The sequence below is a fragment of the Pseudomonas sp. DF5 genome (genome assembly GCF_058148225.1).
Map to the genome: position 1 here is coordinate 39,185 of NZ_JBYVYM010000016.1, position 23,451 is coordinate 62,635.

A 23,451-nucleotide genomic window follows, 5' to 3' on the forward strand; every position below is an offset into this window, starting at 1 on the left:
CGCATTTAACTGAATTGTTGCCCGCCGAGGACAAATGATGAACGACGATATGAACGCCCAGGACGACCAGGCACTGGCCGACGAATGGGCTGCGGCCCTGGAAGAAACCGGTGACGCCGGGCAGGCCGATATTGATGCGCTGCTGGCGGCCGATGCCGGTACGTCGGGCTCCAACCGTCTGCCGATGGAAGAGTTCGGCAGCGTGCCGAAGAACCACGATCCGGTGACGCTGGACGGTCCGAACCTGGACGTGATCCTTGATATCCCGGTGTCGATTTCCATGGAAGTCGGCAGCACCGACATCAACATCCGCAACCTGCTGCAACTCAACCAGGGTTCGGTGATCGAGCTCGATCGCCTGGCCGGTGAGCCGCTGGACGTGCTGGTCAACGGCACGCTCATCGCCCACGGCGAAGTGGTAGTGGTCAACGAAAAGTTCGGCATCCGCCTGACCGACGTGATCAGCCCGAGCGAACGCATCAAGAAGCTGCGCTGAGTGAACAAGGTTCTTGCGGTTCTATTGGCCTTGCCATCCAGCGTGCTGGCGGCCGAGCCGGTGACGACTGCTGCGACAGCGGCCGCCGCGCCAGCCGTCAGCAGCGGTGTGGCCGGGCAATTGACGCAGTTGGTGTTCGGTTTGTTGCTGGTGCTGGGGTTGATCTTCCTCCTCGCCTGGCTGCTGCGCCGGGTCCAGCAGGCCGGGCCGGCCGGCAAGGGGCAAGTGATCGAGTTGATCGGTTCCCGAGCCCTCGGCCCCCGTGACCGTTTGATGCTGGTACAGGTCGGCAACGAACAGATTCTGCTCGGCCTGAGCCCCGGCACCATCACCGCGTTGCATGTGCTCAAGGAGCCGGTACAAGTGCCGAGCGCAACCGAGAAAGCGACTCCGGAGTTTGCCCAGCGTCTGTTGGAGATGCTCGGCAAGGATCAGAAGGATAAGAAGTAATGGGTGCGTTACGCATCGTCTTGACGCTGGCCCTGATGCTGGCTGCGCCGCTGGCGTTCGCCGCCGATCCGTTGTCGATCCCGGCGATCACCCTGGGCACCAATGCCAATGGCGCCCAGGAATACTCGGTCAGCCTGCAAATCCTGCTGATCATGACGGCGCTGAGTTTCATCCCGGCGTTCGTCATGCTGATGACCAGTTTCACCCGGATCATCATCGTTTTCTCGATCCTGCGTCAGGCCCTGGGCTTGCAGCAGACACCGTCGAACCAGATCCTCACCGGCATGGCGCTGTTTCTCACCATGTTTATTATGGCGCCGGTGTTCGATCGGGTGAATCAGGATGCCTTGCAGCCGTATCTGGCGGAGAAACTCACCGCTCAGGATGCAGTCGCCAAGGCTCAGGTGCCGATCAAGGACTTCATGCTGGCCCAGACTCGCAGCAGCGATCTGGAGCTGTTCATGCGCCTGTCCAAGCGCACTGATATTGCTACGCCGGATCAGGCGCCGCTGACGATTCTGGTGCCGGCGTTCGTGACCTCGGAACTGAAAACCGCGTTCCAGATTGGCTTCATGATCTTCATTCCGTTCCTGATCATCGACCTGGTGGTGGCCAGTGTGCTGATGGCGATGGGTATGATGATGCTCTCGCCACTGATCATTTCCCTGCCGTTCAAAATCATGCTGTTCGTGCTGGTGGATGGCTGGGCGTTGATCATCGGCACGTTGGCCAGCAGCTTCGGCGGTGTTTCGCCATGACGCCAGAAGTTGCCGTAGACATCTTTCGCGAAGCGCTGTGGCTGACCACCATGATGGTCGCCGTGCTGGTGATTCCGAGCTTGCTGGTGGGGTTGTTGGTGGCGATGTTCCAGGCGGCCACCCAGATCAACGAACAGACCCTGAGCTTCCTGCCGCGTCTGTTGGTGATGCTGGTGACGCTGATCGTTGCCGGCCCGTGGCTGGTGCAGACTTTCATGGAATACATCCTGCAGCTGTACCACAGCATTCCTCAGGTCATCGGTTAAGCCATGTCGCTGCTGCAGCTGACCGATACGCAGATCAGCACCTGGGTGGCGACGTTCATGTTGCCGCTGTTTCGCATCGGCTCGTTGCTGATGGTCATGCCGATTTTCGGCACGACGCTGGTGCCCAAGCGCGTGCGTTTGTACTTCGCGCTGGCGATTACTGTGGTCATCGCACCGGGTCTGCCGCCCATGCCCGCGGTCAACGCGCTGGACCTGAGCGCGCTGCTGCTGATCGCCGAGCAAATCATCATCGGCGCGGTGTTGGGCTTCTCCTTGCAACTGTTCTTCCAGGCGTTCGTGGTGGCGGGGCAGATCGTCGCGATCCAGATGGGCATGGGCTTCGCTTCGATGGTCGACCCTACGAACGGCGTGTCGGTGGCGGTGATCGGGCAGTTTTTCACCATGCTGGTGACGCTGTTGTTCCTGTCGATGAATGGCCATCTGGTGGTGTTCGAAGTCCTCACCGAAAGCTTCACCACGCTGCCAGTCGGTGGCGGGTTGATGGTCAGTCATTTCTGGGAGCTGGCCGGCAAGCTCGGCTGGGTGCTTGGTGCGGCGCTGTTGCTGGTGTTGCCGGCGATCACCGCGCTGCTGGTGGTCAACATCGCGTTTGGTGTGATGACCCGGGCGGCGCCGCAGTTGAACATCTTCTCGATTGGCTTCCCGCTGACCCTGGTGCTCGGCTTGTTTATCGTTTGGGTCGGCCTGGCGGACATCCTCAATCAGTATCAACCACTGGCCGCCGAAGCCTTGCAGTTGTTACGCGAACTGGCACAGGCGCGCTGAGTCATGGCTGAGAGCGAAAGCGGTCAGGACAAAACAGAAGACCCCACGGAGAAACGCAAAAAGGACTCCCGTGAGAAGGGCGAGATTGCGCGTTCCAAGGAGCTTAACACCCTGGCGGTGATGCTGGCCGGCGCCGGCGCCTTGCTGATTTTTGGTGGTGCATTGGCCCAGGATTTAATGGAGTTGATGCGGATGAACTTCACGCTGTCGCGGGAAGTGATTCTGGATCAGCGCAACATGGGCATCTTCCTGCTGCACTCAGGGGAGATCGCACTGTTGGCGATTCAGCCGGTTATGATCACTTTGCTGCTGGCCGCGCTGATCGGTCCGATTTCCCTGGGGGGCTGGCTGTTCGCAGCCGGCTCCATGGCGCCCAAGTTCAGTCGCATGAACCCCGGCGCAGGCCTGAAACGAATGTTCTCGGCCAAGGCGCTGGTGGAGTTGCTCAAAGCCCTGGCGAAGTTCTTCATCGTGTTGTTCGTGGCGCTGGCGGTGTTGTCGTCAGACATCGACGATTTGCTGCGCATCGCCCATGAACCCTTGGACATGGCGATCATCCACAGTCTGCAAGTGGTGGGCTGGAGCACGTTGTGGATGGCGTGCGGGCTGATCATCATCGCGTTGGTCGACGTGCCGGTGCAGCTCTGGGAAAGCCACAAAAAGCTGTTGATGACCAAGCAGGAAATCCGTGACGAACACAAGGATCAGGAGGGGCGGCCGGAGGTCAAGCAACGCATTCGTCAGTTGCAGCGCGAGATGTCGCAGCGGCGAATGATGGCCGCGATCCCCGACGCCGACGTGGTCATCACCAACCCGACCCACTACGCCGTAGCGCTCAAGTACGATCCGGAGAAGGGTGGGGCGCCGATGCTGATCGCCAAGGGTAGCGACTTCCTGGCCTTGAAGATCCGTGAAATTGCCGTGGCCAACCAAGTGCAGCTGCTCGAATCGCCCGCGCTGGCGCGTTCGATCTACTACTCAACTGAACTGGATCAGGAAATTCCTGGCGGGCTGTATCTGGCGGTAGCTCAGGTATTGGCCTACGTCTACCAGATACGCCAGTACCGCGCTGGCAAGGGCAAGCGCCCGGATCCGCTCAAGGATGACTTGCCGATTCCGCCGGATCTGCGCCGCGATTCCTGATTGCACCTGTAGCCGCTGTCGAGCCTGCGAGGCAGCGTTCGAGGGCGAAGTCCTCGCAAAGGTTGACGACTGCTGCGCAGCCGAACGCAGCCTCGCAGCCTCGCAGGCTCGGCAGCTGCTACAGGACTCAAAACACCTCATTTTGCACCCCGGCAAAAGTTGGAAGGTTTCTTGCAGTAGCCGCCCTGCGCCTGCTTCAGGCGTCAAAAGTTTGCTTTAAAGGAACGGGGAAAACCGGTGGATCGCTCTCAGTTAATCAACAGTGCCCGCACAAACGTTGCCGATTTAAGTCGGGGCAATCTGGGCGTGCCGCTGTTGCTGCTGGTCATGCTGGCCATGATGATGTTGCCGGTGCCGCCGTTCCTGCTGGACGTGTTTTTCACCTTCAACATTGCCCTGTCCATCGTCGTGTTGCTGGTCTGTGTATACGCCTTGCGGCCGCTGGATTTTGCGGTGTTCCCGACCATTCTGCTGGTGGCGACATTGCTGCGACTGGCGCTGAACGTGGCCTCCACGCGGGTGGTGATGCTCCACGGTCAGGACGGCCATGCCGCCGCCGGTAAGGTGATCCAGGCCTTCGGTGAAGTGGTGATCGGCGGTAACTACGTGGTCGGTATCGTGGTCTTCGCGATTTTGATGATCATCAACTTCGTCGTGGTAACCAAGGGCGCCGGGCGGATTTCCGAGGTGAGCGCGCGTTTCACCCTCGACGCGATGCCCGGTAAACAGATGGCGATCGACGCCGACTTGAACGCCGGCCTGATCGATCAGAACCAGGCGAAACTGCGCCGGATGGAAGTCGCCCAGGAGGCCGAGTTCTACGGATCCATGGACGGTGCCAGCAAATTCGTGCGCGGTGACGCCATCGCCGGCCTGCTAATCCTGTTCATCAACCTGATCGGCGGCATGGCGGTGGGTATTTTCCAGCACGGCATGAGCTTTGGTGATGCCGGCAAGGTTTATGCGCTGTTGACCATCGGTGACGGTTTGGTGGCGCAATTGCCATCACTGCTGTTGTCGACCGCCGCCGCGATCATGGTGACCCGTGCTTCCGGCTCGGAAGACATGGGCAAACAAATCAATCGTCAGATGTTCGCCTCGCCGAAAGCCTTGGCGGTGGCCGCAGGCTTGATGGCGGTGATGGGCCTGGTGCCCGGCATGCCACACGTCTCCTTTCTGTCCATGGCAGCCCTGGCGGCCGGTGGCGCTTACCTGTTCTGGAAGAAGCAGAACGCGGTCAAGGTTCAGGCCCTGCAAGAGGTCAAGCGTCAGCAGGAGTTGCTGCCGTCACCGGCCCGGGCTCAGGAAACCAAGGAGCTTGGCTGGGATGACGTGACGCCGATCGACATGATTGGCCTGGAAGTGGGCTACCGCCTGATTCCGCTGGTGGATCGCAACCAGGGTGGGCAGTTGCTGGCGCGGATCAAGGGGGTGCGTAAAAAGCTCTCCCAGGACCTGGGCTTCCTGATGCCGACTGTGCATATCCGTGACAACCTCGACCTGGCGCCTAGCGCCTATCGCCTGACCCTGATGGGCGTGATCCTGGCTGAAGCGGAGATTTACCCGGAGCGCGAACTGGCGATCAACCCGGGTCAGGTCTACGGCACGCTCAATGGCATCACCGCCAAAGATCCGGCTTTTGGCCTGGAAGCGGTGTGGATCGAAATCAGCCAGCGTGCCCAGGCGCAATCCCTCGGTTACACCGTGGTCGATGCCAGTACGGTGGTGGCGACCCACTTGAACCAGATTCTGTACAAGCACTCCAGCGAGCTGATCGGCCACGAAGAAGTCCAGCAACTCATGCAATTGCTGGCCAAAAGCTCACCGAAGCTGGCCGAAGAGCTGGTGCCGGGGGTGGTTTCGCTGTCGCAACTGCTCAAAGTCTTGCAGGCGTTGCTGGCCGAACAGGTGCCGGTGCGGGACATCCGCAGCATCGCCGAAGCCATCGCGAACAACGCCGCCAAGAGTCAAGATACCGCCGCTTTGGTGGCCGCAGTGCGCGTCGGCGTATCCCGTGCAATCGTGCAAAGCATTGTAGGCACTGAGTCGGAGCTGCCTGTGATCACCTTGGAACCAAGGTTGGAACAAATATTGCTCAATAGTCTTCAGAAGGCAGGACAAGGCTCGGAAGAGGGCGTTCTGCTGGAGCCAAGCATGGCGGAAAAACTGCAACGCTCGTTGATCGATGCGGCGCAGCGTCAGGAAATGCAAGGTCAGCCGGTGATTCTGCTGGTGGCCGGTCCGGTTCGCGCGATGCTCTCGCGATTCGGTCGGCTGGCAGTGCCGGGTTTGCACGTGTTGGCTTACCAGGAAATTCCTGACAACAAGCAAGTGACCATCGTTGCGACAGTAGGGCCCAACGGCTGAGGTAGTGGTTTATGCAAGTTAAGCGTTTTTTCGCCGCCGATATGCGTCAGGCCATGAAACTGGTTCGTGATGAGCTGGGCGCTGATGCCGCCATCATTGGCAATCGCCGGATCGCCGGCGGTGTCGAGCTGACGGCTGCCCTGGATTACAAATTGTCGGCGCTGGCCCCGCGTGTTCCGAACATGGAACTCGAGGATGAGCTGCGCAAGACCCAGTCGCGGATCGTCACCGCCCAGGCCGAACTGAGCCTGCGCGGCGATGGCGAGAGCGACAAGACCACCAATCGCCAGTTGTTCGCCGGCCTGCCGTTGACCGCCGCCGAACCGCTGATCGAACCGGCGCTCGCCGAACCTCGGCGTCCGGCCCCCGCGCCTGCTGCGGCGACCGGTGTCGATCCGCGCGCCTTCGATTCGATGCGTTTCGAGCTCAACAGCCTGCGTGAACTGATGGAAGTGCAGCTTGGCTCGCTGGCCTGGAATCAGCTGCAAGGCAGCCGTCCGGCCCAGGCCAACCTCTGGCGTCGCCTGCAACGCATCGGCTTGTCCGGCCCGTTGTCGCGCGATCTGCTGGCGCTGATTACCGACATTGGAGAGCCTCGTCAGGCCTGGCGCATGTTGCTCGCGCACCTGGCGCGGATGATCGCCACCCCGGAAGTCGAGCCGCTGGAAGAGGGCGGGGTGATTGCCATGGTCGGCCCGGCCGGCATGGGCAAGACCACCACACTGGCCAAGCTCGCCGCCCGTTACGTGCTCAAGTACGGCGCGCAGAACATCGCGCTGGTGAGCATGGACAGCTATCGCATCGGTGCCCAGGAACAGCTCAAGACACTGGGCCGGATCCTCAATGTGTCGGTGACCCACGTCGACCCGGGCCAGTCCCTGGTGCAGGCGCTGGAGCCGCTGCTGCGCAAACGCGTGGTGCTGATCGATACCGCCGGCCTGCAGGCCAGCGATCCGGCACTGCGGATGCAGCTCGAAAGTCTGGCCGGGCGCGGCATCAAATCAAAAAATTATCTGGTCCTGGCAACCACCAGCCAGAAACAGGTTCTAACCGCCGCTTATCACAGTTACAAACGCTGCGGCCTCGCCGGCTGCATCCTGACTAAACTGGATGAAACGGCAAGCCTCGGCGAGGTGCTGAGCCTGGCTATCAGCCATGAGTTGCCGGTGGCTTACCTGACCGATGGTCCGCGGATTCCGGATGATTTGCATCTGCCGCGTCGTCATCAGTTGGTCAGCCGCGCCGTTAGCGTACAAATGCAGGAAGAACCCAGCGAAGAAGCCATGGCTGACATGTTCGCTGATATTTACCACAGCCCGACCAAGCAGGTTGGCTGAGGTACTAATGAACATTTTTTGTACCTACATCGATGGTCTGCCATGCATTGTTCAGTCGCTGAACGCGCAGCCAGTAATGTGGCCTCCGTCTATGCAAGACAAGGTAAAGAAATAACATGGGCAGCATGCATCCCGTACAGGTGATCGCGGTGACCGGCGGCAAAGGTGGCGTCGGGAAGACTAACGTGTCAGTGAACTTGTCCCTGGCTCTAGCTGAACTCGGCCGGCGCGTCATGCTGCTGGATGCCGATCTGGGGCTGGCGAACGTCGACGTTCTGTTGGGACTGACACCCAAACGCACGCTGGCCGACGTGATCGAAGGCCGCTGTGAGCTGCGCGACGTGCTGTTGCAAGGGCCCGGTGGTATCCGCATCGTTCCGGCCGCCTCCGGCACCCAGAGCATGGTTCATCTGAGCCCGGCCCAGCATGCCGGCCTGATCCAGGCATTCAGCGACATCGGCGACAACCTCGACGTATTGGTGATCGACACCGCTGCGGGCATTGGTGACTCGGTAGTCAGCTTCGTGCGCGCTGCGCAGGAAGTCTTGCTGGTGGTGTGCGACGAGCCGACCTCGATCACCGACGCCTACGCGCTGATCAAACTGCTTAACCGCGACTACGGCATGAACCGCTTCCGCGTCCTGGCCAACATGGCGCAGAGCCCGCAGGAAGGCCGCAACCTGTTCGCCAAGTTGACCAAGGTCACAGATCGCTTCCTCGACGTCGCCTTACAATACGTCGGTGCGGTGCCTTACGACGAAAGCGTGCGCAAGGCCGTGCAGAAGCAACGCGCGGTGTATGAAGCCTTTCCGCGTTCCAAGTGCGCCTTGGCGTTCAAGGCCATTGCGCAGAAAGTCGATACCTGGCCACTGCCGGCCAACCCGCGTGGGCACCTGGAATTTTTCGTCGAGCGCCTCGTGCAACAAACGGCAGGACCCGTGCTATGACAGCCAGCGGTTACAACCTCTACAAGAAATCGGCACGTGACGCGCAGTACGAGCTGATCGAGCGTTACGCGCCACTGGTCAAACGCATTGCCTACCACTTGCTGGCGCGTCTGCCGGCCAGTGTCCAGGTCGAAGACCTGATCCAGGCCGGGATGATCGGCCTGCTTGAAGTATCAACCAAATATGACGCCAGCAAAGGCGCGAGTTTCGAGACGTACGCGGGCATTCGAATCCGCGGCGCGATGCTCGATGAAGTGCGCAAGGGGGACTGGGCGCCACGTTCGGTCCACCGCAATACCCGCATGGTCAGCGACGCGATTCGCTCGATTGAAGCTAAAACCGGCCGTGACGCTAAAGATCACGAAGTTGCGGCCGAACTCCAATTGAGTCTCGACGATTATTACGGGATTTTGAACGACACCCTGGGCAGCCGGTTATTCAGTTTCGACGATCTGTTGCAGGACGGCGAACACGAAGGGCTGCATGAGGATGGCGCGAGTGCTCATCTCGAGCCGTCACGCGATCTGGAAGATGAACGCTTCCAGGCGGCGCTGGCGGACGCGATTGCCAATTTGCCGGAGCGTGAGCGACTGGTGTTGGCGCTGTACTACGACGAAGAGTTGAATCTCAAGGAAATCGGTGAGGTCCTGGGGGTCAGTGAATCTCGGGTCAGCCAGTTACACAGCCAGTGCGCGGCCCGTTTGCGGGGGCGTTTGGGGGAGTGGCGAGCGCGCTGAAGGCAGTGTGGGGACACTGCGAATGGAGCTGGTGGGGTGTTGAACCGTACCGGTCTCGATCTGTTGTGCTCCAGACAGTCATTGAGTGCTTTGCCGGATTGATTGAAATGGCGCGTCCAGGTGCTGGGCGCGTTTAAGACTGCTTGGAGGTCGAATTGGACAAGAACATGAAAATCCTCATCGTTGATGACTTCTCAACGATGCGGCGGATCATAAAAAACCTGTTGCGTGACCTTGGGTTCACCAACACGGTCGAGGCTGACGATGGCACCACTGCCATTCCGGTTCTCAACAGCGGAAGCATCGACTTTCTGGTAACGGACTGGAACATGCCTGGCATGACCGGTATCGATCTGCTGCGTCACGTGCGCGCCGATGAAAAGCTCAAGCATCTGCCAGTGCTGATGGTGACTGCCGAAGCCAAGCGCGAGCAAATCATCGAAGCGGCCCAGGCCGGTGTTAACGGCTATGTGGTCAAACCCTTCACAGCCCAGGCGTTGAAAGAAAAAATCGAGAAGATTTTCGAACGCATCGGCTGATGTACTGCGCACGGGGGAGCTATGGAGCATAACGAATCTTCACAGGGCGATTTCGAGTCGACCCTGAAAAAACACGCGGTCGAACTGGTCGAAAGCCTTGAAAAAGGCAGGTTCGGCGACGCTGTGCAACTGATCCATGAGCTCAACCAGACCCGTGACCGCGGCCTGTATCAGGAAGTGGGCAAGCTCACCCGCGAGCTGCATAGCGCGATCGTCAATTTTCAGATTGACCCGCACATGCCGCAAGCCGAGGAAGTGTCTCAGATCACGGATGCCACCGAGCGCCTGTCCTATGTGGTCAAGCTGACCGAGGCCGCGGCCAACCGCACCATGGACCTGGTGGAAAACGCCACGCCGCTGATCAACAGCCTGAGCGATGAAGCCCAGGCGCTGAGCACGGATTGGGGACGGTTCATGCGTCGCGAAGTAGGGGCTGAAGAGTTCCGCGAGCTGGCCCGGCGGGTCGACGGTTTCCTGACACGCAGCAGTGAGGACAACCGCACGGTGTCGAGCAACCTGAACGACATTCTGCTGGCCCAGGATTACCAGGACCTCACCGGTCAGGTGATCAAGCGTGTGACCCAACTGGTCACCGAAGTTGAAAGCAACCTGCTCAAGCTCGTACTCATGGCCAGTCAGGTAGACCGCTTTGCGGGTATCGAACATGACCGTGAAGCGATGCTGGCTGAAAAAGATCCACAAAAACATCTCTCTCAGGGTGAAGGTCCGCAGATTCATGCCGATAAAAGAGAAGACGTTGTGTCCGGTCAGGACGATGTGGACGATTTGCTATCCAGTCTTGGATTTTAGTTTTCTGGGTTTTTAGACCTGTAGGAGCACCCCCTTAATGAGCTTCGGCGCCGATGAAGAGATCCTTCAGGATTTCCTGGTTGAGGCCGGCGAGATTCTAGAGCAACTGTCCGAGCAGCTGGTCGAGCTGGAAAGCCGACCTGATGATGCGGACTTGCTCAATGCAATTTTTCGCGGTTTTCACACTGTAAAAGGGGGCGCCGGCTTCCTCCAGCTCAACGAGCTGGTGGAGTGCTGTCACATCGCCGAGAACGTGTTCGACATCCTGCGCAAGGGTGAGCGTCGCGTCGACTCGGAACTGATGGACGTGGTTCTCGAAGCGCTGGACGCGGTGAACAGCATGTTCAGCGAAGTCCGCGAACGCAGCCCGATCACGGCTGCCACGCCTGAATTACTCGCGGCGCTGGCCCGCCTGGCCGAGCCGCAAACGGCTGATGAAGCCGCACCGGCGCCGGTCGCTGAAGTGGTTGAAGCTTCGGTCGCTGAAAGCGAATCGGGCGACATTACCGATAACGAATTCGAACAACTGCTGGACTCGCTGAACGCCGTCAAGGCCCAGGCCGAGGCGCCCGTAGCGGCTGCGCAGCCTGTTTCGCAGCCTGCCGCCGATGCAGCCGCCAGTGACGAAATCACCGATGCCGAGTTCGAGTCGTTGCTCGATCAACTGCACGGCAAAGGCCAGTTCGCCGCCGATGCAGTGGCCGCAGCGCCTGCTGCACCGGCTGCTCCGAAAGCCGCCGGCGACAGCTCCGACATCACCGACGACGAGTTCGAAGCACTGCTCGACCAGTTGCATGGCAAAGGCAACTTTGCGGTCGATGCGCTGGAATCGGCAATCGCTTCGGCGCCAGCCCCGGCTGCGCCAACCGCCGCTGCGGCCGGTAGCGATCTGATCTCCGATCATGAATTCGAATCGCTGCTCGACGAATTGCATGGCAAGGGCAAGTTCACTGAAGTGGGCACTGCTTCTGCTGTTGCTTCGGTAGCGACTCCGGTTGCCAAGGCGCCAGCACCTGTGGCCAAGGCACCCGAGCCAAAAGCCCCCGAGCCCAAAGCAGAAGCACCGAAGCCTGCTGCCGCTGCTGCACCGGCGCCTGCTCGTGCCCCGGCCGCGCCGCCGGCGGAAAAACCGACCAGCGAAGCCGAGACCACCGTGCGGGTCGACACCGCGCGTCTCGACGAAATCATGAACATGGTCGGCGAGTTGGTACTGGTCCGTAACCGCTTGGTCCGTCTGGGTCTCAACAGCGGCGACGAAGCCATGTCCAAGGCCGTGTCGAACCTCGACGTGGTCACGGCCGACCTGCAAACCGCGGTCATGAAGACCCGGATGCAACCAATCAAGAAAGTCTTCGGGCGCTTTCCGCGTCTGGTTCGCGACCTGGCTCGCCAGCTCAAGAAAGAGATCAACCTGGAACTGGTCGGCGAAGAAACCGACCTCGACAAGAACCTCGTCGAGGCCCTGGCCGACCCGTTGGTCCACTTGGTGCGCAACTCGGTCGACCACGGTATCGAAGAGCCGGCTGATCGCGAAGCGATGGGCAAGCCTCGCAGCGGCAAAGTGATCCTGTCCGCAGAACAGGAAGGCGACCACATCCTGCTGTCCATCTCCGATGACGGCAAGGGCATGGACGCAGACGTTTTGCGCGGTATCGCCGTGAAAAAAGGATTGATGGACAAGGATGCGGCGGACCGTCTCAGCGAGTCCGATTGCTTCAACCTGATCTTCGCGCCGGGCTTCTCGACCAAGACCGAGATCTCCGACGTGTCCGGTCGTGGCGTGGGCATGGACGTGGTGAAAACCAAGATCGCCCAGCTCAACGGCACCATCAATATCTACTCGACCAAGGGCAAAGGCTCGAAGATCGTCATCAAGGTCCCGTTGACCCTGGCGATCATGCCGACGCTGATGGTCATGCTCGGCAACCAGGCGTTCGCGTTCCCGCTGGTGAACGTCAACGAGATTTTCCACCTCGACCTGTCGCGCACCAACGTGGTGGACGGCCAGGAAGTGGTGATCGTGCGGGACAAGGCGCTGCCCTTGTTCTACCTCAAGCGCTGGCTGGTCAGCTCCGCCGCTCACGAAGAGCAGCGCGAGGGCCATGTGGTGATCCTTTCGGTGGGCACTCAACGGATCGGCTTCGTCGTCGATCAGTTGGTGGGCCAGGAAGAGGTGGTCATCAAGCCATTGGGCAAAATGCTCCAGGGAACCCCGGGCATGTCCGGCGCCACCATCACCGGTGACGGCCGCATTGCTCTGATTCTCGATGTCCCGAGCATGCTCAAGCGTTACGCCGCACGGCGTATTTGATTCTGGGGGAGCGGGGCGCCAGAGCCTCGCCCCGTCTAACGGAGTGTTTATGGCAGTCAAAGTCCTGGTGGTGGACGATTCGGGGTTTTTCCGCCGCCGCGTCTCGGAAATTCTTGCAGCGGATTCAAACATCCAGGTCGTCGGTACGGCGACCAACGGAAAAGAGGCGATCGATCAGGCCCTGGCCCTCAAGCCAGACGTGATCACCATGGACTACGAGATGCCGATGATGGATGGCATCACGGCGGTGCGGCACATCATGCAGCGCTGCCCGACCCCGGTGTTGATGTTCTCCTCGCTGACCCACGAAGGCGCCCGGGTCACCCTCGATGCGCTGGATGCCGGCGCAGTGGACTTCCTGCCGAAGAATTTCGAAGACATCTCCCGCAACCCGGAGAAGGTCAAGCAACTGCTGTGCGAGAAGATTCTCAGCATCTCGCGCAGTAACCGTCGTGTCAGTGCCTACACACCTCCGGCACCGGTCGCTGCGCCAGCCCCGACGCCTGCGCCTTCGAGCGTCGGCAGCTACGGCAGCAGCGCGCCTGCGCGTCCGGCACCGGCACCGATTGCGGCGCGCCCCCATGCAGCGACTCCGTCATCGCCTGCGCCGAAACGCAAAGCCTACAAATTGGTCGCCATCGGTACCTCCACCGGCGGACCGGTTGCGCTGCAACGGGTTCTGACACAGTTGCCGGCCAACTTCCCGGCACCCATCGTGTTGATCCAGCACATGCCGGCCGCCTTCACCAAGGCCTTCGCCGAGCGCCTGGACAAGCTGTGCCGCATCAGTGTCAAGGAAGCCGAGGATGGCGACATCCTGCGTCCGGGCCTGGCGCTGCTGGCACCGGGTGGCAAGCAGATGATGATCGATGGCCGTGGCGCGGTGAAAATCCTGCCGGGCGACGAACGCCTGAACTACAAGCCGTGCGTGGACATTACCTTCGGTTCCGCGGCCAAGTCCTACGGCGACAAAGTTCTGGCGGTGGTACTGACCGGCATGGGCGCCGACGGTCGCGAAGGCGCGCGTCTGCTCAAGCAGGGCGGCAGTGCGATCTGGGCCCAGGATGAAGCCAGTTGTGTGATCTACGGCATGCCGATGGCCATCGTCAAAGCCGAACTCGCGGATGCGGTGTACAGCCTCGACGACATCGGTCGGCACCTGGTTGAGGCTTGCATCTGATGGATGTGCTCAGCCTTATCGGGATCATCATGGCGTTCGTCGCCATCATCGGCGGCAACTACCTTGAAGGCGGTCACCTTGGCGCGCTGGCCAACGGCCCGGCGGCGTTGATCGTCCTCGGTGGCACCATCGGTGCCGCGCTGCTGCAATCGCCGATGAGTGCCTTCAAGCGCGCCATGCAGATTCTTGCCTGGATTCTGTTTCCCCCTCGCGTGGACCTGGCCGGCGGCATCGACCGCGTGGTGAACTGGAGCCTGACCGCTCGCAAGGAAGGTTTGCTCGGGCTGGAAGGGGTGGCCGACGCCGAACCCGACAGCTACTCGCGCAAAGGCCTGCAACTGCTGGTGGACGGCGCCGAGCCGGAAGCGATCCGCAGCATTCTGGAAGTGGATTTCTACACCCAGGAAAGCCGCGACATCGAAGCCGCCAAAGTCTTTGAAAGCATGGGCGGCTACGCGCCAACCATCGGTATCATCGGTGCGGTGATGGGTCTGATCCACGTCATGGGCAACCTGGCCGATCCATCGCAACTGGGTAGCGGCATCGCCGTCGCCTTCGTCGCCACCATCTACGGCGTGGCCAGTGCCAACCTGGTGCTGCTGCCAATTGCCGCCAAGCTCAAGTCCATCGCGTTGCGGCAGTCGCGCTATCGCGAAATGTTGCTGGAAGGGATCCTGTCGATCGCCGAAGGTGAAAACCCTCGCTCTATTGAGTTGAAGCTTCAGGGCTTCATGGATTGATGGGAGACATGGACCATGGCACGTCGTCGGCAACCTGAAGAACACGTCAATCACGAACGCTGGCTCGTTTCCTACGCCGACTTCATCACCTTGCTGTTCGCGTTTTTCGTGGTGATGTACTCGATCTCTTCGATCAACGAAGGCAAGTACAAGATCATTTCCGAGGCGTTGATCGGGGTGTTTACCGACTCTGACCGTGCCCTCAAGCCGATTCCCATCGGCGAAGAGCGACCGAAGACCGTGACCCCGGCCAAGCCATTGGTCAAGGACAGCGAGCAGATCGACGCCGGCATCGCCCAGGCCGCCAACGATCCACTCAAAAGCATCGCCGATGACATCAGCGCGGCGTTCGGTGACTTGATCAGTTCCAACCAGATGACCGTACGCGGCAACGAGTTGTGGGTTGAGATCGAACTCAACTCCAGCCTGTTGTTCGGCAGCGGCGACGCCATGCCCAGCGACATTGCGTTCAACATTATCGACAAGGTCGCCGCGATCCTCCGGCCGTTTGACAACCCGATCCACGTCGAAGGCTTCACCGACGATCAGCCGATCCGCACCGCGCAATACCCGACCAACTGGGAACTGTCCTCGGCCCGTTCGGCGAGCATCGTGCGGATGCTGGCGATGCAGGGCGTGAACCCTGGTCGCTTGGCATCGGTGGGTTATGGCGAATTCCAGCCAGTGGCCAACAACGCCACCGCTGAAGGCCGCGCGCGCAACCGTCGGGTGGTACTGGTGGTGTCACGCAATCTTGATGTACGCCGTAGCCTCACCGGTACCGGAACGGCTCATGCACAACCGGATGCCGCATTGAAGCGGGCTGGCACACAAACTGCACCGACCCCGGTCAAGTCGCCGGGACGCGAGAGTGCCGTCAATTCTCCGTCACCCGCATTAATACGTTGAGCTATTTCTCGGTTGGCCTTTTCGACCGGGAGGAACAATCCGAATGAGAGTCTGGGCAGTTGCCAATCAAAAGGGTGGTGTCGGTAAAACCACTTCCTCCATTGCTTTAGCCGGTTTACTGGCGGAGGCGGGCAAGCGCGTGGTTGTGGTCGATCTCGACCCCCACGGCTCCATGACCAGCTACTTCGGTTACGACCCCGACAGCCTGGAGCACAGCAGCTACGACCTGTTTCTGCACAAGGGCAGCGTGCCGCAAGGCTTGCCCGGTCAGCTGTTGATGCCCACCAGTGACGAACGCATTTCCCTGTTGCCGTCGAGCACCGCGCTGGCCACCCTTGAGCGCCAGTCGCCGGGCCAGAGCGGTTTGGGCCTGGTGATCGCCAAGAGTCTGGCGCAGTTGTGGCAAGACTTCGATTACGCCGTGATCGACAGCCCGCCGTTGCTCGGCGTGCTGATGGTCAATGCCTTGGCGGCCAGCCAGCAGTTGGTGATTCCGGTGCAGACCGAGCACTTGGCGGTCAAAGGCCTGGAACGCATGGTCAACACGCTGGCGATGATCAACCGCTCGCGCAAACTGGCGTTGCCGTTCAACATCGTGCCGACCCTGTTCGACCGCCGCACCCAGGCTTCGCTTGGCACTCTGCGCGTGTTGCGCGACAAGTACCCGGAAGAAATCTGGCAAGGCTACATACCGATCGACACCCGCTTGCGTGACGCGAGCCGGGCAGGGCTGACGCCTTCGCAATTCGATGGCAAGAGTCGCGGCGTTCTCGCCTACCGCGCACTGCTCAAGCATTTGCTCGCCCAGCAACTTGTTCCGCAGGTGGCTTGAGATGAGCCTGATTCCTACGATGGTATTCGCATGACCCGGCCGGTGAAGATCACCTCGCGCCCGCAATTGGCCCTTCAGTCTTATCTGGATGGCTTGCTGCAGGACGCGACCGAAGAGTTGCTGCCAGAAGTCGAGGTGCTGCCCGAGGTTGTCGAGGCTGAAGCTGCCCTGGACGAGTTCCAGGCGGCGGTGCTCGAAGAACAGGCCCGGGATGCGCAGACACCCGCAGTGGCCGCAGCTCCTGTCGTCGCGCCAGTGGTGAAAACGCCGGTAGCTGTGATCGACGCACCGGCACCGATTCTGGCACCTGTCTCGACCATTGCACCGCTACTGCAAGCGTTGGTGCCGCCGGTGGTGGAAGTTCATCTGCCGCCGAGCAACACGCCGCCTCCGGTGGAAAACGACGATCGTCCGGCCTGGGCGGCCGAGCCGTTCGAATGCCTGTTGTTCGATGTCGCCGGGTTGACCCTGGCGGTGCCGCTGGTGTGCCTGGGCTCGATTTATTCCCTGGCCGGCCACGAGCTGACGCCGTTGTTCGGTCAGCCGGAATGGTTCCTCGGGATCCTGCCAAGCCAGGCCGGCAACCTGAAGGTGCTGGATACCGCACGCTGGGTCATGCCGGACCGCTACCGCGATGATTTCCGCCAGGGCCTGCAATACGTTATTTCGGTCCAGGGCTATGAGTGGGGGCTGGCGGTGCATCAGGTCAGCCGCTCGTTGCGCCTGGACCCGAATGAAATCAAATGGAGAAGTCACCGGGGGCAGCGGCCATGGCTCGCCGGCACGGTGATTGAACACATGTGCGCCTTGCTCGATGTCGCCGCACTGGCCGAATTGATCGCCAGCGGCGGGGCGAAGCACATGGGCGGCAGTAAGCCGAACCACAAACCGACATAAAAAACACGCATCGGCATTCAAGTGCCGGTGCACTGAATACACACCGCTAGGGCGGTTTTTCGAGGGGTCAGGGTATGAATGACAAGGCGACGGCGGCAAAAGGTTCCGAAGATCCGATCCTGCAATGGGTCACCTTCAAGCTGGACAATGAAACCTACGGCATCAACGTGATGCGCGTTCAGGAAGTCCTGCGCTACACCGAAATCGCTCCGGTACCGGGTGCCCCGAGCTACGTGCTGGGTATCATCAACCTGCGCGGCAACGTGGTCACCGTGATCGACACCCGCCAGCGTTTCGGCCTGGGTACGGTCGACGTCAGCGACAACACCCGCATCGTCATCATCGAAGCCGACAAGCAAGTGGTCGGGATCATGGTCGATAGCGTGGCTGAAGTGGTTTATCTGCGTCAGTCGGAAATCGAGACCGCACCGAACGTCGGTAACGAGGAGTCCGCCAAGTTCATTCAAGGCGTGTGCAACAAGAACAATGAACTGCTGATCCTGGTCGAGCTGGACAAGATGATGAGCGAAGAAGAATGGTCGGAACTGGAGAGTATCTGATTGATTCTTGAGGTGGCTGTGATTGTCCTGTTCCTCTTGTGGGCAGGCACGCTGGCGATGTTCCTGGCGTACATCCGCGCTCAAAGGCAGATCGCCGCACAACAGGCCCAGGGCGATGCGCTGCGCGATCAGCGCATCAAGGATCTGGCCAAACGCGTCGAAGACTACCAAAGCGGCAACGTGCGCATGGGTGAAGACCTGCACGAACTGCGCGCGGTGGTCGGACCGTTGCCGGACAAACTGGCGCAGTTGGAACAGCGTGATCCATCGAGCCTTTCATTCGCCCAGGCCGCGCGTCTGGTGGGGATGGGGGCCAGCGTCGATGAGCTGACTCAGTCTTGCGGCTTGACCCAGGCTGAGGCGGAGTTGATGAGCAAGTTGCACAGAAACTGATTCTTGCGGCGTGGTTTAGATCGCTATCGCGGGCAAGCCCGCTCCCACATTGGATTGACTGCGTTCACACATTTTGTGTCCACCACCTATCCCTGTGGGAGCGGGCTTGCCCGCGATGGCGTCTTCGAAACCTCAATAATCATCCCCGCGGTCGGTGATGTCCTTCTCCACCATCGCAGCATCTGGATCCCGCCCCTCGGGAAACTTACCCTTCAAATTCCACGCAAACGCAATGATCTCGGCAATCGTGCGATATAACTCCTCTGGAATACTCTCGCCCAATTCCATTCGCGCCAGCAGTTTCACCAGTTCGGCGTTTTCATAGATCGGCACTTCGTAATCCCGGGCAATCCGCAGAATTTCTTCAGCCAGTTCCTCGTCGCCTTTGGCCGTGAGGGTAGGGGCGTGGCTGCCGTCGTATTTGAGGGCGATGGCCTGGCGCGGTGCGGTGGATTCGTTCATGCGGTTTCGTCGACCCAGCGTTGTTCGAGACGTGTTTGAGGGCCTTGTGGCGGTGTGCCGAGGTGGCAATCCAGATCGCCGACGTTCAGCCCGGAATCCAGCAGGCGCTGGCGCAGCGCGGCCAGATTGCTTTCGATCAGGCTCGCGGTGTACGGCCGTTCGGCCCACAGCTGGCTGGAGAGGCTGCCTTTGATCAGTTGGGCCTGAATCTGCAACGGCCCCAACGGTTCCATGTCGAACGCCAGATCGACTCGCCACAATTGTTGTTTTGGTTCGCGTTCGTCGCGGCGTTCGCGCGGTTGTTCTTTTTCGGGGGCTTCTTCGCGCTGGAATTTGACCTGCAACGGCACGATGTCCTGCAGGTTGCGCATGGGGATTTCCAGTTGCCAGGTGCTCATCAACCGCCCGTCACTGGTGACGCCAGTCTGCTCAAGGCTCGACAGCTGATGACTTTGCAAACGTGAAACCGCCGCAGCCGCCAGGCGCAGCAGGTGCTCGAGATCATCTTCGCCTTCCGCGCTTTGCAACAGGCGCTCGGGCAGCGGAAAACTGGTCGGTGACGGTTTGGCGCTAACTTGCCCGAGCATGCCGAGGGCATTGCGTACAAAACTCGGCATGGCCTGGGCCAGGGTGTTGGCGGCGATGATTGCGTTGAGATTGGTGTTGGCCGGCAGGCCCGGCGTCAGCTGGGCGATCAGCTTGAGCAGGTCGCCTTTCATGTCTGGCGCCAGCGTCGGGTTTTGTCCGGTCAGCAATTTGGCTTCGAGGAACAGGCCACTGTTGGCCAGTGCCTGGGCCAGGCCTTTGGGCGTACTCAGTTGTTGAACGTCCGGCAGGCCGGCGAGCAGTTTGTCCACGGCGGCGCGCAGGTCGCTGGAGGTCTGATCCGACGGCGGCAGGTTTTGCAGGACCCTGATCAAGCCATCCAGAGAACCCTGGCGACTTTGCTGGCTGACCAGTTGTTGCGTCACCGCCAGCTGTTCCTGACGGCTGCTCAGCGGCACGAATTTGAGTGTCTGGGTGTCCTGCACCAAGGCACTCAGCAAGGTGCCGATGCGCAGCGGTGTCGGGCTGTCGATGCTCAGTGTGCTGCCGCTCAGCGCGGTGTTGAGCAGGCTCACCATCGAGCGAAACACCGTCGGCTGGCCCGGCACCTGCGGCATCACCTGAGAGGTCAGCACTTTGCCTTGCAGCAGGGTGCCGACCGGCAGTTGCGCGGTGTCGATACGGGTGAGGGTGGCGACGCTGGAGGCGATGGCCTGTTGCACCGTGACCGCCAGATTGCCCGCCGACGGCTGGGTGATCGACAGGCTGGTGCCTTGGGGCAACGGCTGAGTGCTGGTGGCCTGGACCGTGGTCTGGCGGCCGCTGTCGAGGGTGACCTTGAGCAACAGTTGAAAGGTCTGATCCGCCTGCTTGAGCGACAGCACTTCAGCCTTGGCGGTCTGACCGGCCGTGATCAGGCCCTCCATCGGCGTCAGCAGCTTGAGCAGCTCGCCGCTGATCACCAATGGACGCGAAGTCGCCGGGGTGGTTGGCGGGAGCGGAAGGATGTTCATTTCGCCTGTCATACGCGGACACAACCTGAGGAAATTGCACTCTTGAGAGTAGGGAACGCCATGTATAATGCCGCCCGTCTTTCGCTGAGTGGCGAAAACATTGCAATTGATTGACGCAGCTCTCTAGAACAAGCCGTCATAGCATCTATGCTGCATCTCTTTAACGGCCGCGCCAGAGCCGACTTGAACCGCATAAGGCCCGTGAACCCTTGACCAGTCCTGTCCTGCAAACCGTTGCCCTTGCCTGTGAGCGAGACCTTCGGCTGCTCTTCGAAAATCTCGAATTGCGACTGGTCAGTGGCGAAATGTTACAGATCAGCGGCCCCAACGGCAGTGGCAAGACCAGCCTGTTACGTCTGCTTTGCGGCTTGATGCACCCGACCGCCGGTCAAGTGTTGCTCAACGGCCAGCCGCTGAACGAACAACGCAGCGAACTGGCGCGTAACCTGCTGTGGATCGGCCATGCCGCCGGGATCAAGGATCTGCTGACCCCCGAGGAAAACCTCAGCTGGCTCTGCGCCTTGCATCAACCGGCCTCCCATGAGGCGATCTGGCAAGCGCTGGCGGCGGTGGGGCTGCGCGGTTTCGAGGACGTTCCCTGTCACACCCTGTCTGCCGGCCAGCAACGTCGTGTGGCGCTGGCGCGGTTGTACCTGGACAGCCCGCCGCTGTGGATCCTCGACGAGCCGTTCACCGCGCTCGACAAACAAGGCGTGGCGCAACTCGAAGAGCACCTGGCCGCGCACTGCGAGCGAGGCGGCATGGTGGTATTGACCACTCACCACACGCTGACCCGGATGCCGGCCGGTTATCGCGACATTGATTTGGGGAATTGGGCCGTATGAGTGTTTTCGGCCTGTTGGTCGCCCGTGAGGCTCGTTTGCTGTTCCGCCGTCCCGCCGAATTGGCGAACCCGTTGGTATTTTTCGCCATCGTCGTCTCCTTGTTCCCGCTGGCGGTTGGTCCCGAGACTCAATTGTTGCAAACCTTGTCTCCGGGGCTGGTCTGGGTGGCGGCGCTTTTATCGGTCTTGCTCTCGCTGGACGGGCTCTTCCGCAGTGATTTCGAAGACGGATCCCTTGAACAGTGGGTCCTTTCGTCGCACCCCCTGCCTCTTCTGGTGCTGGCCAAGGTGCTGGCACACTGGGCCTTTTCCGGCCTGGCACTGGTTTTGCTCGCGCCATTGCTGGCGCTGATGCTCGGTTTGCCTGCCGCTTGTCTGCCGGTGTTGCTGCTTTCTTTATTGCTCGGTACACCGGTGTTGAGCCTGCTCGGTGCGGTGGGCGCGGCGCTGACGGTAGGATTGAAGCGTGGTGGCCTGTTGCTGGCGCTGCTGATTCTGCCGCTGTATATCCCGGTGTTGATTCTCGGCAGTGGCGCCTTGCAGGCGGCATTGCAGGGCATGCCGGCGACCGGTTATCTCTTGTGGCTTGGTAGCCTGACCGCCCTGGCGATAACCCTGGCACCTTTTGCAATAGCTGCTGGCCTGAAGATCAGTGTCGGCGAATAATGAGGTCTGGTTAAAATTTAACCAGTAAAGACCCTTTGGCTGTTTCGTGATAACGAACAGCAACCGTGATGGAAACAGCAATGAACTGGACCTGGTTTCATAAGCTCGGCTCGCCCAAATGGTTTTACGGCATCAGTGGCAAATTGCTGCCCTGGCTGAGCGTCGCGGCGTTGCTGCTGATTAGCGTCGGCGTGGTCTGGGGCCTGGCCTTCGCACCGCCGGACTACCAGCAAGGCAACAGCTTTCGAATCATCTATATCCACGTTCCTGCCGCCATGCTGGCGCAGTCGATCTACGTGATGCTGGCCGTGTGCGGCGTTGTCGGGCTGGTGTGGAAGATGAAACTGGCCGACGTCGCCCTGCAATGCGCCGCCCCGATCGGTGCCTGGATGACCGCCGTGGCGCTGGTCACCGGCGCGATCTGGGGCAAACCGACCTGGGGTTCGTGGTGGGTCTGGGATGCGCGACTTACGTCCATGTTGATTCTGCTGTTTCTGTACTTCGGTCTTATTGCGCTGGGCAACGCCATCAGCAATCGTGACAGCGCGGCCAAGGCCTGCGCGGTGCTGGCGATTGTCGGCGTGATCAACATCCCGATCATCAAATACTCGGTGGAGTGGTGGAACACCCTGCACCAGGGGGCGACGTTCACCCTCACCGAAAAACCGGCGATGCCCGCCGAGATGTGGCTGCCACTGCTGCTGACGGTGCTGGGGTTCTACTGTTTCTTCGGCGCGGTGCTGTTGCTGCGCATGCGCCTCGAAGTGCTCAAGCGCGAAGCCCGGGCGAGCTGGGTGAAATCCGAAGTGCAGAACAGTCTGGAGGCCGCTCGATGAGTTTCGCTTCATTCGGCGACTTTCTCGCCATGGGCCATCACGGCCTGTATGTCTGGTCAGCCTATGGCATTTGCCTGGCGGTGCTGGCCCTCAACGTGGCGGCGCCGATCCTGGCCCGCAAGCGGTATCTGCAACAAGAGGCGCGTCGTTTGCGCCGGGAGAACGGCCAGTGAATCCGCTGCGTAAAAAGCGTCTTGTCATCATTCTCGCGATCCTGGTCGGTGTCGGCGCTGCCGTCGGCCTGGCCCTGAGCGCCCTGCAGCAGAACATCAATCTGTTTTACACCCCGACCCAGATCGCTAATGGCGAAGCACCGCAAGACACGCGCATCCGTGCGGGCGGCATGGTCGAAAAAGGCTCGCTGCAACGTTCCGGCGATTCCCTGGACGTGAAATTCATCGTCACCGACTTCAACAAATCCGTGACCATCAGCTATCGCGGCATCCTCCCGGACTTGTTCCGCGAAGGGCAGGGCATCGTTGCCCTCGGCAAGCTCAACGCTGATGGCGTGGTGGTGGCCGACGAAGTGCTGGCCAAGCACGACGAGAAGTACATGCCACCGGAAGTGACCAAGGCGTTGAAAGACAGTGGTCAGTCGGCACCTACGCCAGCCAAGGAGGGCTAAC

General features: G+C 60.6%; 27 protein-coding genes. 25 read left to right on the forward strand and 2 right to left on the reverse strand.

Going from position 1 to position 23,451, the window contains the following annotated elements:
* The first annotated feature begins 37 nt into the window (after positions 1 to 37).
* The 20 genes from fliN (at position 38) to AC30D7_RS16310 (ending at position 18,458) form a co-directional block, all read left to right on the forward strand.
* On the forward strand, positions 38 to 496 hold the full coding sequence (gene fliN / locus AC30D7_RS16215) for a flagellar motor switch protein FliN (RefSeq protein ID WP_019579580.1): 459 nt from the start codon (positions 38 to 40) through the stop codon (positions 494 to 496).
* A complete protein-coding gene (fliO, locus tag AC30D7_RS16220) occupies positions 497 to 946 on the forward strand; it encodes a flagellar biosynthetic protein FliO (RefSeq protein WP_490134742.1) in 450 nt (149 codons plus the stop codon).
* The gene (gene fliP / locus AC30D7_RS16225) at positions 946 to 1,704 is read left to right on the forward strand and encodes a flagellar type III secretion system pore protein FliP (protein ID WP_007938646.1); all 759 of its coding nucleotides are present in this window, start codon (positions 946 to 948) and stop codon (positions 1,702 to 1,704) included. The genes fliO and fliP overlap by 1 nt, the downstream gene beginning before the upstream one ends.
* Positions 1,701 to 1,970 carry a flagellar biosynthesis protein FliQ gene (fliQ, locus tag AC30D7_RS16230; RefSeq protein WP_007938648.1) on the forward strand — a complete coding sequence of 90 codons (270 nt, stop codon included), beginning with the start codon at positions 1,701 to 1,703 and terminating at the stop codon, positions 1,968 to 1,970. The genes fliP and fliQ overlap by 4 nt, the downstream gene beginning before the upstream one ends.
* A 3-nt stretch (positions 1,971 to 1,973) precedes the next feature.
* Positions 1,974 to 2,756: a flagellar biosynthetic protein FliR gene (gene fliR / locus AC30D7_RS16235; RefSeq protein ID WP_019579582.1), complete on the forward strand. Its 783-nt coding sequence runs from the start codon at positions 1,974 to 1,976 to the stop codon at positions 2,754 to 2,756.
* Between the two features lie 3 nt (positions 2,757 to 2,759).
* On the forward strand, positions 2,760 to 3,899 hold the full coding sequence (gene flhB, locus AC30D7_RS16240; protein WP_490134743.1) for a flagellar biosynthesis protein FlhB: 1,140 nt from the start codon (positions 2,760 to 2,762) through the stop codon (positions 3,897 to 3,899).
* 237 nt (positions 3,900 to 4,136) lie between these two features.
* Positions 4,137 to 6,266: a flagellar biosynthesis protein FlhA gene (gene flhA / locus AC30D7_RS16245; protein ID WP_007938653.1), complete on the forward strand. Its 2,130-nt coding sequence runs from the start codon at positions 4,137 to 4,139 to the stop codon at positions 6,264 to 6,266.
* An 11-nt stretch (positions 6,267 to 6,277) separates the two neighbouring features.
* Complete coding sequence (flhF, locus tag AC30D7_RS16250; RefSeq protein WP_490134744.1) at positions 6,278 to 7,603, forward strand: flagellar biosynthesis GTPase FlhF; 1,326 nt, start codon at positions 6,278 to 6,280, stop codon at positions 7,601 to 7,603.
* A gap of 116 nt (positions 7,604 to 7,719) precedes the next feature.
* Complete coding sequence (fleN, locus tag AC30D7_RS16255) at positions 7,720 to 8,550, forward strand: flagellar synthesis regulator FleN (RefSeq protein WP_003222917.1); 831 nt, start codon at positions 7,720 to 7,722, stop codon at positions 8,548 to 8,550.
* Positions 8,547 to 9,287, forward strand: coding sequence for an RNA polymerase sigma factor FliA (gene fliA / locus AC30D7_RS16260; protein WP_007894214.1), 741 nt, complete (start codon positions 8,547 to 8,549; stop codon positions 9,285 to 9,287). The genes fleN and fliA overlap by 4 nt, the downstream gene beginning before the upstream one ends.
* Positions 9,288 to 9,454: 167 nt before the next feature.
* On the forward strand, positions 9,455 to 9,826 hold the full coding sequence (locus tag AC30D7_RS16265) for a chemotaxis response regulator CheY (RefSeq protein WP_003183998.1): 372 nt from the start codon (positions 9,455 to 9,457) through the stop codon (positions 9,824 to 9,826).
* A gap of 21 nt (positions 9,827 to 9,847) precedes the next feature.
* Positions 9,848 to 10,636, forward strand: a complete 789-nt coding sequence (locus tag AC30D7_RS16270) for a protein phosphatase CheZ (RefSeq protein ID WP_028939996.1) — start codon at positions 9,848 to 9,850, stop codon at positions 10,634 to 10,636.
* Between the two features lie 37 nt (positions 10,637 to 10,673).
* Entirely contained in the window at positions 10,674 to 12,947 is a 2,274-nt protein-coding gene (locus AC30D7_RS16275; protein WP_490134745.1) for a chemotaxis protein CheA, read from the forward strand.
* Positions 12,948 to 12,996: 49 nt separating this feature from the next.
* Positions 12,997 to 14,127 (forward strand): protein-glutamate methylesterase/protein-glutamine glutaminase, encoded by a 1,131-nt coding sequence (locus AC30D7_RS16280; protein WP_019579588.1) that lies wholly within the window; start codon positions 12,997 to 12,999, stop codon positions 14,125 to 14,127.
* Positions 14,127 to 14,867, forward strand: a complete 741-nt coding sequence (locus AC30D7_RS16285) for a flagellar motor protein (RefSeq protein ID WP_007938659.1) — start codon at positions 14,127 to 14,129, stop codon at positions 14,865 to 14,867. The genes AC30D7_RS16280 and AC30D7_RS16285 overlap by 1 nt, the downstream gene beginning before the upstream one ends.
* 15 nt (positions 14,868 to 14,882) lie before the next feature.
* A complete protein-coding gene (gene motD, locus AC30D7_RS16290; RefSeq protein WP_007938660.1) occupies positions 14,883 to 15,776 on the forward strand; it encodes a flagellar motor protein MotD in 894 nt (297 codons plus the stop codon).
* A 43-nt stretch (positions 15,777 to 15,819) separates the two neighbouring features.
* The gene (locus AC30D7_RS16295; protein WP_007938661.1) at positions 15,820 to 16,608 is read left to right on the forward strand and encodes a ParA family protein; all 789 of its coding nucleotides are present in this window, start codon (positions 15,820 to 15,822) and stop codon (positions 16,606 to 16,608) included.
* A 30-nt stretch (positions 16,609 to 16,638) separates the two neighbouring features.
* Positions 16,639 to 17,505 carry a CheW domain-containing protein gene (locus tag AC30D7_RS16300; RefSeq protein ID WP_096479720.1) on the forward strand — a complete coding sequence of 289 codons (867 nt, stop codon included), beginning with the start codon at positions 16,639 to 16,641 and terminating at the stop codon, positions 17,503 to 17,505.
* Between the two features lie 74 nt (positions 17,506 to 17,579).
* Positions 17,580 to 18,065 carry a chemotaxis protein CheW gene (locus AC30D7_RS16305; protein WP_007938663.1) on the forward strand — a complete coding sequence of 162 codons (486 nt, stop codon included), beginning with the start codon at positions 17,580 to 17,582 and terminating at the stop codon, positions 18,063 to 18,065.
* Positions 18,066 to 18,458: a DUF2802 domain-containing protein gene (locus AC30D7_RS16310; protein WP_019579590.1), complete on the forward strand. Its 393-nt coding sequence runs from the start codon at positions 18,066 to 18,068 to the stop codon at positions 18,456 to 18,458.
* A gap of 132 nt (positions 18,459 to 18,590) precedes the next feature.
* Here AC30D7_RS16310 and AC30D7_RS16315 read toward each other — a convergent pair whose 3' ends face one another.
* Both AC30D7_RS16315 and fliK read right to left on the reverse strand, forming a co-directional pair.
* Positions 18,591 to 18,920 (reverse strand): EscU/YscU/HrcU family type III secretion system export apparatus switch protein, encoded by a 330-nt coding sequence (locus AC30D7_RS16315; RefSeq protein WP_490134746.1) that lies wholly within the window; start codon positions 18,918 to 18,920, stop codon positions 18,591 to 18,593.
* Positions 18,917 to 20,491, reverse strand: coding sequence for a flagellar hook-length control protein FliK (fliK, locus tag AC30D7_RS16320; protein WP_490134747.1), 1,575 nt, complete (start codon positions 20,489 to 20,491; stop codon positions 18,917 to 18,919). The genes AC30D7_RS16315 and fliK overlap by 4 nt, the downstream gene beginning before the upstream one ends.
* Positions 20,492 to 20,688: 197 nt before the next feature.
* Between fliK and ccmA the strand changes: the two genes are divergently transcribed.
* From ccmA to ccmE, 5 genes are all read left to right on the forward strand, one after another.
* Positions 20,689 to 21,324, forward strand: a complete 636-nt coding sequence (gene ccmA / locus AC30D7_RS16325; protein ID WP_490134748.1) for a cytochrome c biogenesis heme-transporting ATPase CcmA — start codon at positions 20,689 to 20,691, stop codon at positions 21,322 to 21,324.
* Positions 21,321 to 21,989 (forward strand): heme exporter protein CcmB, encoded by a 669-nt coding sequence (gene ccmB, locus AC30D7_RS16330; protein ID WP_007939195.1) that lies wholly within the window; start codon positions 21,321 to 21,323, stop codon positions 21,987 to 21,989. Before ccmA ends, ccmB begins: the two co-directional genes overlap by 4 nt.
* Before the next feature lie 80 nt (positions 21,990 to 22,069).
* Positions 22,070 to 22,825: a heme ABC transporter permease gene (locus tag AC30D7_RS16335; protein WP_007939194.1), complete on the forward strand. Its 756-nt coding sequence runs from the start codon at positions 22,070 to 22,072 to the stop codon at positions 22,823 to 22,825.
* Positions 22,822 to 22,998 carry a heme exporter protein CcmD gene (gene ccmD / locus AC30D7_RS16340; protein WP_007939192.1) on the forward strand — a complete coding sequence of 59 codons (177 nt, stop codon included), beginning with the start codon at positions 22,822 to 22,824 and terminating at the stop codon, positions 22,996 to 22,998. Before AC30D7_RS16335 ends, ccmD begins: the two co-directional genes overlap by 4 nt.
* Positions 22,995 to 23,450, forward strand: coding sequence for a cytochrome c maturation protein CcmE (gene ccmE / locus AC30D7_RS16345; RefSeq protein ID WP_007939191.1), 456 nt, complete (start codon positions 22,995 to 22,997; stop codon positions 23,448 to 23,450). The genes ccmD and ccmE overlap by 4 nt, the downstream gene beginning before the upstream one ends.
* Position 23,451: the final 1 nt, after the last annotated feature.